Here is a 12,255-nt window from a genome sequence, read left to right on the forward strand (position 1 = left end):
ATGAGACTGAAACTCGTACCCGAAAACACCTCGTTCGATTTCTTCAGCCGCTGGAAGGTCTGGCTGGGCATTTCGGGCCTGATGATGGTCATCGCATTCGCTTCGTTCATGCTCCAAGGTTTGAACTTCGGGATCGACTTCCGGGGCGGTACCACGATCCGGACCCAGAGCACGCAGGAATTGGATGTCGGTGTTTACCGCGACGCCATTGCGCCGCTGGGCCTCGGGGATGTCACCATCACCGAAATCTTCGACCCGACATTCGGGCCTGATGAGAACGTGGCAATGATCCGCATTCAAGCGCAGGACGGTGCCGAATCTGTCACGGCCGAAACCATCGCGGCAGTCGAAGGCGCCTTGAAGGCTGTGATCCCAGATATCCAGTTCGTTTCGGTGGAATCCGTGGGCCCGAAAGTCTCGGGCGAGCTGATCCAAACCGCCGTGATTGCCGTGGTTTTGGCGATCGGAGCGGTGCTGGTCTACATCTGGCTGCGGTTCGAATGGCAGTTCGCGTTGGGGGCGGTCGCCGCGCTGGTGCATGACGTGTTGCTGACGATCGGTATTTTTTCCGAGCTGCAGATCCGCTTCGACCTCGCGATTATCGCCGCGCTTCTGACAATCGTCGGTTACTCGCTGAACGATACCGTGGTCGTATTCGACCGGGTGCGTGAGAACCTGCGTAAATACAAGAAGAAGGACCTGAAAGAGGTGCTGAACCTCTCGATCAATGAAACGCTCAGCCGAACCGTCATGACCTCGGTCACCACGTTGCTGGCGCTTGTCTCGCTGTATGTGCTCGGCGGTGACGTGATCCGCGGGTTCGTCTTCGCGATGATCTGGGGCGTGATCGTAGGGACCTATTCGTCGGTTTTCGTGGCCTCGACCATCCTGCTGTGGCTGGGGGTCAAACGCGATTGGTCCAAGCCATCGAACACGGCCGGCAACCAGTTTGCCAATATTGATGCCTGATGTGTTCGGCCAATCCCCAACGGGATTGGCCGTCATCATTTTTGCAGCCCTCGCGGGTGGAATCGTTCGAGGGTTTTCCGGGTTCGGCACCGCGCTGATCTTTCTGCCGCTGTCGACGCCTTATCTTGGTCCGTTCGGGGCTTTGATCGCGTTGACCTGCATGGATGTCTTCGGGCCACTTCCCAATCTGCGCCGCGCCTGGGTTGATGTCGACAAACGCGATCTCGTGCGACTTGTCGTCGGGTGTGCACTTTTGCTGCCGGTCGGACTGTCGATATTGACCCGAGTCCAGCCTGAGGTTTTTCGCTACGCCGTCAGCCTCGTGACCCTGTTCATGCTGGTCGTGCTGATTTCGGGGCTGCGGTACAACGGCGAAGTCCGGCGCAACATGGTAACTGCCATCGGCGCTGCGGCCGGCTTTTTGGGGGGCGTTGCAGGCATCCCGGGTCCGGCGGTAATCCTGTTCTACATGTCTCGCCCGTTGCCTGTGGCAGTTGTTCGGGCCACGATCCTGCTGTTCCTTCTGGCCTTTGATTTTCTGATCTTCGGATATCTCGCTGCGTTCGGGCAATTGACCTGGTCAACGGTTGGGTTGGGGCTGGCGCTTGCCGTTCCGAATCTGGCAGGAAATTGGCTGGGCGGCTGGATGTTTCAGCCTGCCAGGGAACGGGTCTACCGCGTGATCGCGTATGCAGTCATCGCTGCTGCGGCCTTGTCGGGCTTGCCGCTTTGGGGATAGAAGATCACATGCGTCTGAACGAGATCACATATACCAACGCAGTTCCGATTGATGGCTATGGGCCGGGATTTTTTCGGATAGGCGGCGAGGTTCACGAAGGCAGTGTTCTGACAGGCCCCGGAGGGACCGGACCTTGGGGCGGTTTTGCGGACAGCGAGAGCCTTCTAGGGCTGGCCAATCAGGTTGACGTTCTGTTCATCGGCACCGGCGCTGATCTGTCTCAGATACCCTCTGAATTGCGGTCGACCCTCGAAGAGGCCGGCATCGGGGTCGAGATCATGAACTCGCCCGCCGCCTGCCGCACCTACAACGTGCTGTTGTCCGAAGGCCGCCGCATCGCTGTGGCCCTGTTGCCGGTCTGACCGCTTCATCTGGCCCCAAATATCCCGGGGAGCGTGAGGGGCTGGCCCCTCACATCCCACGCCGCCGACAGGCCCTGCGGCAAATCCGTCCTTTTTCCCCCGCAACCAATCGGATAAGCGGGTCTCATGACTCTGACCGTGACCGACCTTGCCATTGCCCGAGGGGGCGTGCCCGTGCTCGAAGGCCTCAGTTTCGCGCTGCCCCCGGGCAAGGCGCTGATCCTGCGCGGCCCGAACGGGATCGGCAAGACCACCCTTCTGCGCACGCTGGCCGGGCTGCAACCACCGCTCTCGGGCCGGATCGAGGGGGCCGAGGACCGGATCGCCTATGCCGCCCATTCCGACGGGCTGAAACCCACCCTGACCGTAACCGAGAACCTGACCTTCTGGGCCTCGGTCTTTGGCACGCGCGACATCCAGTCCGCGCTGGAGGCCTTCGCCCTGAACGAACTGGCCGATCGTCACGCAGGCAACCTGTCGGCGGGCCAGAAACGCCGGCTGGGTCTGGCGCGGATGCTGGTGACCGGCCGACCGATCTGGATGCTGGACGAACCCACCGTGTCACTGGACAAGACCGCCGTGGCAATGTTCGCCGATGCAGTGCGGGCGCATCTGGGGCAGGGCGGCTCGGCCCTGATTGCCACCCATATCGACCTGGGTCTCGATGGTGAGGTCCTAGATGTCGGCCCCAACAAGGCGCGCCCGAAGGCGCTGGATGACTTCGACGGAGGCTTCCTGTGATCGCCCTGCTGTTGCGTGACCTGAAACTGTCCTTCCGCGCGGGCGGAGGGTTCGGCCTCGGGCTGGCCTTCTTCCTGATCGTCACCGTTCTGGTGCCGTTTTCGGTGGGTCCGCAATCCTCGCTGTTGGCGACCATCGCGCCGGGGGTGCTGTGGCTGGGCGCATTGCTGGCCTGCCTGCTGTCGCTGGATCGCCTGCTGGCACTGGATTGGGAGGATGGGTCGCTCGATCTGCTGGCCACCGCGCCGCTGCCGCTAGAATCGGTGGTCACGATCAAGGCGCTGGCGCATTGGATCACCACCGGCCTGCCGCTGGTGCTGGCCGCGCCGGTGCTGGGTGTGCTGCTGAACCTGCCCGGCCCCGGTTTTGGCTGGCTGGTCGTCTCGCTGCTGATCGGCACGCCCGCGCTCAGCGTGATCGGCACCTTTGGCGCAGCCCTGACCGTGGGGCTCAAGCGCGGCGGCCTGCTGCTGTCGCTGCTGGTGCTGCCGCTATACGTGCCAACGCTGATCTTCGGGGCCGAGGTCGCGCGCCGTGGTGCCACCGGGATGGAGGTCCAGACCCCGCTGCTGATGCTGGCCGGGATCACCGCCGCCACGGTCGCCCTTCTGCCTTTTGCCAGCGCGGCGGTGCTGCGCATCAACCTCAGATGATTGGGGCACGTTGACCAATGTCAATTGAGAACGCCCCCGACTCGGACTAGATAGAGCCCATGTCGATAGCAGCCAAAGCCAACGCCCTGTGGGAATACGCCAACCCGCGCAAGTTCCTCGCCACCAGCGAGCGGGTCCTGCCGTTCTTCTGGATCAGCTCGGCCCTGTTTCTGGTCGTCGGGCTGGTGTGGGGGTTCTTCTTCACGCCGGATGACTACAAGCAGGGGTCGACCGTCAAGATCATCTATCTACACGTGCCATCGGCGCTGATGGCCATCAATTGCTGGCTGATGATGCTGATCACCTCGCTGGTCTGGCTGGTGCGCAGGCACCATGTCAGTGCCCTTGCCGCACGCGCCGCAGCGCCGATCGGCATCGTGATGACCCTGATCGCGCTGGCCACCGGCGCCATCTGGGGGCAGCCCATGTGGGGCACCTGGTGGGCCTGGGATCCGCGCCTGACCTCGTTCCTGATCCTGTTCCTGTTCTATCTGGGCTACATCGCCCTCTGGGAGGCGATCGAAGACCCCGACACGGCGGCGGACTTGACCTCGGTCTTGTGCATCGTGGGGTCGGTCTTTGCAATCCTCAGCCGCTATGCGGTGAATTTCTGGAACCAGGGTCTGCATCAGGGCGCATCGGTGATGCGCGCAGGGGCGATCACCGGCACGGACACCACCGAGAAGGTCAGCAACGTGTTCTTCTACCCGCTGCTGACCTGCATCATCGGCTTCGTGCTGCTGTTCATCGCGCTGGTCCTGTACCGGACCGGCACCGAAATTCGCGCGCGGCGCATCAAGGCGCTGCTGGCACGGGAAAGGGTAAACGGATGATGCCTGATCTGGGAAAATACGCCGAAACGGTTCTGTCTTCCTACGCGGCCTCGATCGTTTTGCTGGTGGCACTGGTGGTTTTCAGCATCCTGCGTGGCCGCAAGGTCCGGGCCGAGATGGAAAAGATCGAACAAAGGATGTCGCGCAATGGCTAAGATCTCGCCGTTGATGATTGCTCCACCGCTGATTTTCGGCGCCTTTGCAGTGCTGGCTGCCATCGGCATGTTCCGCGAAGACCCCAACGCGCTGCCCTCGGCCCGCGAAGGCCAGCCAGCGCCGCCCGTTGTTCTGGCCGAGTTTCCGGGGAAACAGGGGTTCGACGATGCAACCCTGCGCGACGGCCAGGTCAAGCTGGTGAACTATTGGGCCAGCTGGTGTGCCCCCTGCCGTGCCGAGCATCCCAACCTCGAGAAACTGGCGCAGGAAGGCATTCCGGTCTACGGCATCAACTACAAAGACAAACTGGCGAATGCCGATGCGTTCCTGGCTGAGCTGGGCGATCCCTACGCCGCCATCGGGCGCGATGAAAATGGCCGCATGGGGTTGGACTGGGGCGTCTACGGCGTGCCCGAGACCTATGTGATCGACGGTGACGGCACGATCATCCTGCGGTTTGCCGGCCCGATCACCCAGCGCGTGATCGAGAGCACTATCCGACCCGCATTGGAAAAAGCCGCCGCGCAGTAACGCCGGGGTTAAAGGCGATACCCGCCAGAGACGGTCAGCACCTCTCCGGTGATGAAGGACGCGTCTTCGGATGCTAGAAAGCGAACTGCGCGCGCTATGTCCTCGGGTATCCCAACACGCCCCAGCGCCGTGTTCTGAACGAACAGGTCGGTCAGATCGTCGGGCCTTGGGGCTTCGGGGATGTTGATCGCTCCGGGAGCCACCGCGTTGACGCGAATGCCGTTCGGGCCCAATTCTTTCGCCATGGCGCGGGTCCACAAGTTCAGCGCGGCCTTGCTGGCCCCATAGGTCGCGGCGTCGCGCGGAGGAAGTTCGGCGTTGACTGATGAGATACTGACGATCGACGCTCCCCGCTGCAGGTGAGGCAACGCGGCAGCCAGCAGCGCGGCCGGTACCAGCAGGTTGAGATCAAGAATAGCCGTGTGGTCCTTTCGGCTGAAGCTGTCCTTCGGCGTGGCCTGAACCAACCCGGCATTGTTGATGATCACATCCAGCCGGCCGAACCTGTCGATGACGCGGCGCACCACGTCTTCGGGCTGACCTTCTTGCGTGAGATCGCTGTGCAGGGTCAGGGCCGGTCGGTCATCGGGCAAGGGCTGCGGTTCGGTCTTGTGCCACGTCAGGGCGACGCGATGATCCACGGCCAAATCAACCGCGATAGCCCGGCCAATTCCGCGAGCACCACCCGTTATCAAGGCAACTTTTTCCATGTCCCCAGCAGACCGCTTATCTGCTCGGAACACAACGCGATAGTGGCCAGACCTGAAACGAAAAAGGGCGCCCGGTCGGGGCACCCTTGCGTTCTTGGCTTTGTGCCGGCTTAGCTGGCCTTGGCCAGGTTCCGCAGCACATAGTGCAGCACGCCACCGTTTTCGATGTATTCGATCTCGGGCGCGGTATCGATGCGGCACTTGAGCGTGATGGTCTTCTCGGTTCCGTCCGCATAGGTGATGGTGCAGGGCACCTCTTGCAGCGGCTGGATCGTGTCCAGACCGTGGATCGAGAAGGTCTCGTCGCCTTTCAAGCCCAGCGTCTTGCGGTTGTCGCCGGCGGTGAACTCGAACGGGATGACGCCCATGCCCACCAGGTTCGAGCGGTGGATACGCTCGAAGCTTTCTGCGATCACGGCCTTGACACCCAGCAGCGCGGTGCCCTTGGCCGCCCAGTCCCGCGAGGAACCGGCGCCATACTGCTCGCCGCCGATCACGACCAGCGGAGTGCCTTCTGCCTGATAGGCCATCGATGCGTCATAGATCGAGGTCTGCCGCCCATCGGGGCCTTTGGTGTAACCACCCTCGACACCGTCCAGCATCTCGTTCTTGATGCGGATGTTGGCGAAGGTGCCGCGCATCATGACCTCGTGGTTGCCGCGGCGCGATCCGTACGAGTTGAACTCGCGTGGTTGCACCTGGCGCTCCAGCAGGTATTTGCCCGCGGGGCTGGTGGTTGCAAACGAACCAGCCGGCGAGATGTGGTCGGTGGTGACCATGTCACCCAGAATGGCCAGAACCTTGGCGCCTTCGATGTTCGAGATGGTGCCCGGCTGTGCTCCCATACCCTGGAAGTAGGGCGGGTTCTGGATGTAGGTCGACGTCGGCGGCCAGTCATAGGTCTCGGCATCGGTGGTTTCGACCGATTGCCATTTCTCGTCGCCTTTGAAGACATCAGCATATTTCGACTGGAATGCCTCGCGGGTTACGGTTGCCTCGACCAGTTCGGCGATCTCTTTCTGGGTCGGCCAGATGTCTTTCATGTAGACGTCGTTGCCGTCCTTGTCCTGACCGATCGGTTCCGAGGTCAGGTCGATGTCCAGCGTACCGGCCAGTGCATAAACCACCACCAGCGGCGGCGAAGCCAGGTAGTTGGCGCGCACGTCCGGCGAGATCCGGCCTTCGAAGTTGCGGTTGCCCGACAGGACCGAGGTCGCCACCAGGTCGCCCTCGGCGATGGCCTCCGAGATCTCTTTCTGGATCGGGCCCGAGTTGCCGATGCAGGTGGTGCAGCCGTAACCAACGAGGTTGAAGCCGACTTTGTCCAGATCTTCCTGCAGGCCAGCGGCCTCAAGATATGCGGACACGACCTGCGATCCCGGCGCCAGCGAGGTTTTGACCCACGGTTTGCGGTCCAGGCCCAAAGCCGCCGCCTTGCGTGCGACAAGGCCCGCACCGATCATCACATAGGGGTTCGAGGTGTTGGTGCACGACGTAATCGAAGCGATCACGACCTTGCCCGATTCCATGGTGTAGTCTTCGCCTTTGACCGGCACTTCCTTGCCCATCGGGCGCTTGAAAGTGTTTTCCATCTCCTGGCGGAAAGCGGCCTTGGCGTTGGTCAGTGGCACATAATCCTGCGGACGCTTGGGGCCCGAGATCGCGGGAACGATCGTGCTCATGTCCAGGGACAGCGTGTCGGTGTAGACCGGAGCATAGTCCGCCCCACGCCAGAACCCGTTTTCCTTGGCATAGGCTTCGACCAGCGCGATGCGGTCCTCGTCACGGCCGGTGTTGCGCAGGTAGCGCAGGGTTTCGTTGTCGATCGGGAAGAAGCCGCAGGTCGCGCCGTATTCCGGCGCCATGTTGGCGATGGTTGCGCGGTCGGCCAGCGGCAGGCGGTCCAAGCCTTCGCCGTAGAATTCGACGAACTTGCCCACCACGCCCTTAGCGCGCAGCATCTCGACGACCTTCAGAACCAGGTCGGTGCCGGTGGTGCCTTCGACCATCTCGCCGGTCAGTTCGAACCCGATCACTTCGGGGATCAGCATCGAGATCGGCTGACCCAGCATCGCGGCCTCGGCCTCGATCCCGCCGACGCCCCAGCCCAGAACGGCCATGCCGTTGACCATGGTGGTGTGGCTGTCGGTGCCGACCAGTGTATCGGGGTAGGCGACTTCTTCGCCGTTCTGGTCGGTGTCGGTCCAGACGGTCTGGGCCAGGTATTCCAGGTTCACCTGGTGGCAGATGCCGGTGCCTGGCGGTACCACGCGGAAGTTGTTGAACGCGCTCTGGCCCCATTTCAGGAACTGGTAGCGCTCCATGTTGCGTTCATATTCGCGGTCCACGTTCATCTGGAACGCGCGCGGGTTGCCGAATTCGTCGATCATGACCGAGTGGTCGATGACCAGGTCTACGGGGTTCAGCGGGTTGATCTTCTGCGGATCGCCCCCCAGCGCCTTGATGCCGTCGCGCATCGCGGCCAGGTCGACAACGGCCGGAACGCCGGTGAAGTCCTGCATCAGCACGCGGGCAGGGCGGTAAGCGATCTCGCGCGGGTTCTTCCCGTTGTTGGCGCCCCATTCGGCAAAGGCCTTGATGTCATCGACGGAAACCGAAAAACCGCCGTCCTCGAACCGCAGCATGTTTTCCAGCACCACTTTCAGCGCGGCGGGAAGCTTGGAGAAATCGCCCAGGCCGGCCTCTTGCGCGGCGGGGATCGAGTAATACGAGATGGACTTGCCATTCACGCTCAGGCTGCGGCGTGTCTTGGCGGTATCCTGTCCGACTTTGATGGGCATCTGTGGCCTCCCTCTCAAATGACGTGGAATTGGGATTCGCTGAGCGGTATCTGCATCACCATGGCCTGCGGTTCAAGGTCCAACAGGGCGGGTGCGGCAATTTTTGTATACCATTGCACACATTTTTGCGAATTGCCGCCGAAACCTGTCTCAAGAAACCTTGATTGGCGCTTGATCCGGTGGCGGAGTACACCGGTGCTTGCAGGCTCCTCAAACAGAGAGTGAAATGAAAAGATCAGCCCTGACTACAGTTCTTGCGTCCGTATTCCTGTCGGCGTCTTCGGCCTGGGCGGACAGCCCGGTGGTGGTCGAATTGTTTACCTCGCAGGGGTGTTCGTCCTGCCCGCCGGCAGATGCGATCATGCACGATCTCGCCAAGCGCGACGACGTGATCGGCTTGGCGCTGCACGTGGACTATTGGGACTACATCGGTTGGAAGGACGAGTATGCCGATCCGGCGCATACGGACCGTCAACGAGCGTATGCGCGGCGCGGCGGCCGTTCGATGATCTATACCCCTCAGATGGTGATCAACGGACAGCAGGATGTCGTTGGCGCCAAATCCCGTGACTTGAACCGATTGATCGACGCGCATTTGACTGCTGCGCCCACCGCGTCGGTTTCGGCGCAGAGGTCCGGGAACACGGTTACGGTCCGCGTTGCCCCGGTCGACCTCGTCGACGCGAAAAACTATGACGTCGTGGTCGTGCAATACACGCCCTTGCGCCACGCGTCGATTCGACGGGGCGAGCTGGCCGGACACGATCTGGACTACGCGAATGTCGTTGAGGAATGGCACGAAGCGGGCCGATGGAACGGGTCGGCTGAACAGGATTTTCAGATCGAACTGTCTTCGGACCTGCCCGCGGTGGTTCTGATTCAGGGCACCGGCAGTGGCCCGATCATCGCCTCAACAAGGGTGAAGTAGAGGGCGGCTCAGGGCATGTCCTGAGGCTGCACACCCAGCCCATTCCAGGCCTTCCAACGTCGGTGAATCCAGAACCATTGGCCCATGTGTTTCCGCACCATGCCTTCGAGGTCATCGTTGATGAATTGGGTCATGGTCTTGGGGTCCGTATGCGGCACCGGATCATGCAAAACGATCTCGAAATCGATACCGTTGGCTTGACGCACCGCGTAACAAGGAATGAGAACGGCATCGTATTTCATCGCCAATTCTGCGTTCAAAACCGACGTGACTGCGGGTTTGCCAAAAAACGTCAACTCTTCACCGCCATGGGCGTGCAGGTCCGATACGATGGCGATTATGCCGCCCTTTTTGAGGGACCGAACCATTTCCACCATGCCGCGCCGACCTTGTTCGAACATCGGCTCGCCGGTTTTGTGGAAGGCGTCGACATACATCTCGTTGAAATACGGATTGGCCATGCGGCGGTACAGGCAGCCAATCGGCTTGCCGCTGCGCGCCTGCAAAGCGATCCGCGCAGCAAGGTAGTGGCCGAAATGTGCGGTGATCATCATCACCGGCCGCCCTTCGGCCACCGCTTGTTCAAAGGCGGCGATTCCTGAACCTGATACTTTTGCGTTCTTCTGCCGTTCAGTGAAATCCTCGGGCGAGAAGTGTTCCATAATCGCGCGGCCTGCGTTGTCGGGCACCGCACGGCAAATGCGTTTGACTTCGGCTTCAGGCAGGTCAGGGCAGGTCAGTTTCAGGTTGCTTCGCACACGTTTGGTGAACCCAACCGCCGGGGCCAACCCGCGCACGATCGCCCCCATCGTCGCAATGCGCCGTTCATAGGGCAAAAGGCGCATTGCGCCGATCATGCCTTTCAGGAACAGGTTGGCGACATAGTATTGACCAAGCTCAAAGCGGCTCAGTTCCGACTTTTCGACGGGCATCGGGGGATCTCACCGGGTGTTGTGAATTGCGGATTCAGACATACAGCCGGCGCGCAACAACCACAAGCATTGTCCCGAGCCCGGGTTCCGCGGCATCCGAGGCAGCGGCGGGCAGCCCTTAGTCGTCGTTACCATCGGCGTCCGCTTCGACCAAGGTGATTGTGCCTGCGTCCACGAGTGTGCGGATCGCACCGACAATCTGGGTCATGGCCTCCTCTGCTTCGGCCTGCTTGACCTTGCCGCGTTCAGCAATTTCCTCGCGCAGGTTGTCGGCCATCCGTGCGGATATGTTGGACAGCAGATAGTCGACCGAGGCCTTGTCATCCTCGGTTCTTGCGCCAGCCAGAGCAGTTATCAAAACCGGCTGATCGACTTCGCGCAGGATGGCAGGCACATCCCGTGCAGCTATACGCCTGGCGATGTGCGCAAAGGTGAAGATGGACTTTCGAACAGCGCTGGCGAACTCAGTATCCTCCTCATCGAGCGCGTCCAGCAGTCCGTCACGCGTGGATGGGGGGGATTGGTTCAAGATCGCCCCGACGCGCGTGTCGGGTGAATCGGTGAAGGCCGGAACTGGGCGTTGATCGAGTTGCGCGGCCAGGGACCAGCCGATCCGCTCCACCGCCTCGGGCGTCACGTTGGCGGTTTTTGAAACGGCATAGGTAATCCGTCTGGCCACCGGCCCGGGCAATTGCGCCAACAACTGTGCTGCCTTCGCCGTTTCGAGCTTGGATAGCATGACGGCCGCAACTTCGATGCTTTCGGCCTGAGCCATACGCGCAAGGTCTTCGGCAGGGGTGTCACGCAGGCGCAGCCATGGATCGCCGACCTGGCGCACACCCGCGACCTTGCGCAGCCGGGCGGCGGTCGCCGGGGCAATCTTTCCATTTACCGCGTCCAGCGCCCCGGCCAAGCCGTGCGGAAAGGCAAGTCCGACGCTGTCCAGCGCATCTGCGAATTCTTGCGCGACCGCAGCGAGGGTCACGCGGTCTACCAGCCCCATCCGGCCCAGTTGGAGGGTCAGCCGTTCCTGCAGTTCGTCGGGCAACTCCTCCAACGGAAGATCGGCCCCCTCGTTCAACAGCAGGCGTACGATGATGGCGGCCTTCTGGCCGGGCGTGAGTTGGCGAGGTACGACGCGAGGGGCGTCATCCGTCTGTTTCTCGGCCGGAGCAGAATTACCCGGTGCGGTCTGTACCAAAGCATGTGAATCTTGCATCTGCCTGCGGTGTCAATTTTTGTTCCGCAGGCAGATTAGCGAGAGTCGAGTAAAGAAAGACTGAACCTAGTAGCTGTAAGTCAGCCCCGTGCGGATCGCCTCGCGCAGAGACGCTTCGGCCCAGGTGCCTTCTCCTCCGCGTGCCTTGATCTCGCGCCATTGCGCGATGGCCAGTTCGGTTTTCCCTTCGGTGACATATCCCTGACCCATGTAGCTGCGGGCCAGAATGTTGTCAGGATTGGTTTCGATTGCGCGTTGGTAATAGGTTTCGGCCAGCTCGGCTTCGCCCATTTTGCGGTAGGTGAAACCCCAATACGTCAAAACGCGATCATCGTCTTGATCCATGACCCGCAACACGTTCTGCGCATTTTCGAACTGGCCGTCATAAGCAAGCTCGCGTGCGGCCAGATACAATTGCTCTTCGCTGAAATTGGTCTTGTTCGGCTTGACGCAACGGCCGGCTGCTTCGTCATAGACGCGGCCGAACAGGCATTTCTTGGTGGTGTTCGTCGGTTTTGGGGGGCTGCTGTCACCGCCGGCGGCACTGACCGCGGGGGCAAAGGCAAATGTCTGAAGGGCTAGTGCCGTGGCCATCAAAAGGCGCATTGTCCTACTCCGTTCCAGGGGCTGCTCGCAAGAAGCATAGTGCGTTCTTCAAAAAAGCTAACAGCCAATGGCTCG

Annotated in this window: 14 protein-coding genes; 9 read left to right on the forward strand and 5 right to left on the reverse strand. The window is 61.4% G+C overall.

Annotated elements, in window-relative coordinates; translation table 11 throughout:
* The 8 genes from secF (at window position 1) to ACR0LD_RS02805 (ending at window position 4,984) form a co-directional block, all read left to right on the forward strand.
* Window positions 1–969: a protein translocase subunit SecF gene (secF, locus tag ACR0LD_RS02770; RefSeq protein WP_480635570.1), complete on the forward strand. Its 969-nt coding sequence runs from the start codon at window positions 1–3 to the stop codon at window positions 967–969.
* Window positions 962–1,708: a sulfite exporter TauE/SafE family protein gene (locus ACR0LD_RS02775; RefSeq protein WP_170338013.1), complete on the forward strand. Its 747-nt coding sequence runs from the start codon at window positions 962–964 to the stop codon at window positions 1,706–1,708. Before secF ends, ACR0LD_RS02775 begins: the two co-directional genes overlap by 8 nt.
* An 8-nt stretch (window positions 1,709–1,716) precedes the next feature.
* Window positions 1,717–2,070 carry an Mth938-like domain-containing protein gene (locus tag ACR0LD_RS02780; protein WP_480635571.1) on the forward strand — a complete coding sequence of 118 codons (354 nt, stop codon included), beginning with the start codon at window positions 1,717–1,719 and terminating at the stop codon, window positions 2,068–2,070.
* 126 nt (window positions 2,071–2,196) lie between these two features.
* The gene (gene ccmA, locus ACR0LD_RS02785; protein ID WP_170372302.1) at window positions 2,197–2,811 is read left to right on the forward strand and encodes a heme ABC exporter ATP-binding protein CcmA; all 615 of its coding nucleotides are present in this window, start codon (window positions 2,197–2,199) and stop codon (window positions 2,809–2,811) included.
* A complete protein-coding gene (gene ccmB, locus ACR0LD_RS02790) occupies window positions 2,808–3,464 on the forward strand; it encodes a heme exporter protein CcmB (RefSeq protein WP_093962439.1) in 657 nt (218 codons plus the stop codon). Before ccmA ends, ccmB begins: the two co-directional genes overlap by 4 nt.
* A 59-nt stretch (window positions 3,465–3,523) precedes the next feature.
* A complete protein-coding gene (locus tag ACR0LD_RS02795; RefSeq protein ID WP_170372304.1) occupies window positions 3,524–4,297 on the forward strand; it encodes a heme ABC transporter permease in 774 nt (257 codons plus the stop codon).
* Window positions 4,294–4,452, forward strand: coding sequence for a heme exporter protein CcmD (ccmD, locus tag ACR0LD_RS02800; protein WP_005982370.1), 159 nt, complete (start codon window positions 4,294–4,296; stop codon window positions 4,450–4,452). The genes ACR0LD_RS02795 and ccmD overlap by 4 nt, the downstream gene beginning before the upstream one ends.
* Window positions 4,445–4,984 (forward strand): DsbE family thiol:disulfide interchange protein, encoded by a 540-nt coding sequence (locus ACR0LD_RS02805; protein WP_170438865.1) that lies wholly within the window; start codon window positions 4,445–4,447, stop codon window positions 4,982–4,984. Before ccmD ends, ACR0LD_RS02805 begins: the two co-directional genes overlap by 8 nt.
* A gap of 8 nt (window positions 4,985–4,992) precedes the next feature.
* Here the strand turns inward: ACR0LD_RS02805 and ACR0LD_RS02810 are convergent, their stop codons facing one another.
* Both ACR0LD_RS02810 and acnA read right to left on the reverse strand, forming a co-directional pair.
* The gene (locus ACR0LD_RS02810) at window positions 4,993–5,694 is read right to left on the reverse strand and encodes an SDR family NAD(P)-dependent oxidoreductase (protein ID WP_480635572.1); all 702 of its coding nucleotides are present in this window, start codon (window positions 5,692–5,694) and stop codon (window positions 4,993–4,995) included.
* Window positions 5,695–5,804: 110 nt separating this feature from the next.
* Window positions 5,805–8,495: an aconitate hydratase AcnA gene (acnA, locus tag ACR0LD_RS02815; RefSeq protein ID WP_480635573.1), complete on the reverse strand. Its 2,691-nt coding sequence runs from the start codon at window positions 8,493–8,495 to the stop codon at window positions 5,805–5,807.
* Between the two features lie 226 nt (window positions 8,496–8,721).
* Between acnA and ACR0LD_RS02820 the strand changes: the two genes are divergently transcribed.
* Window positions 8,722–9,423 (forward strand): DUF1223 domain-containing protein, encoded by a 702-nt coding sequence (locus ACR0LD_RS02820; RefSeq protein ID WP_170358715.1) that lies wholly within the window; start codon window positions 8,722–8,724, stop codon window positions 9,421–9,423.
* Window positions 9,424–9,431: 8 nt separating this feature from the next.
* Here the strand turns inward: ACR0LD_RS02820 and ACR0LD_RS02825 are convergent, their stop codons facing one another.
* The 3 genes from ACR0LD_RS02825 to ACR0LD_RS02835 all read right to left on the reverse strand — a co-directional run bounded on the left by ACR0LD_RS02825 (window position 9,432) and on the right by ACR0LD_RS02835 (window position 12,180).
* Window positions 9,432–10,355 (reverse strand): lysophospholipid acyltransferase family protein, encoded by a 924-nt coding sequence (locus ACR0LD_RS02825; protein ID WP_170338026.1) that lies wholly within the window; start codon window positions 10,353–10,355, stop codon window positions 9,432–9,434.
* A 118-nt stretch (window positions 10,356–10,473) separates the two neighbouring features.
* Window positions 10,474–11,574 carry a flagellar motor switch protein FliG gene (locus tag ACR0LD_RS02830; RefSeq protein ID WP_480635574.1) on the reverse strand — a complete coding sequence of 367 codons (1,101 nt, stop codon included), beginning with the start codon at window positions 11,572–11,574 and terminating at the stop codon, window positions 10,474–10,476.
* Window positions 11,575–11,640: 66 nt separating this feature from the next.
* Window positions 11,641–12,180, reverse strand: coding sequence for a tetratricopeptide repeat protein (locus ACR0LD_RS02835; protein ID WP_480635575.1), 540 nt, complete (start codon window positions 12,178–12,180; stop codon window positions 11,641–11,643).
* Between the last annotated feature and the right edge of the window lie 75 nt (window positions 12,181–12,255).

Source organism: Ruegeria sp. BF8 (genome assembly GCF_056538625.1).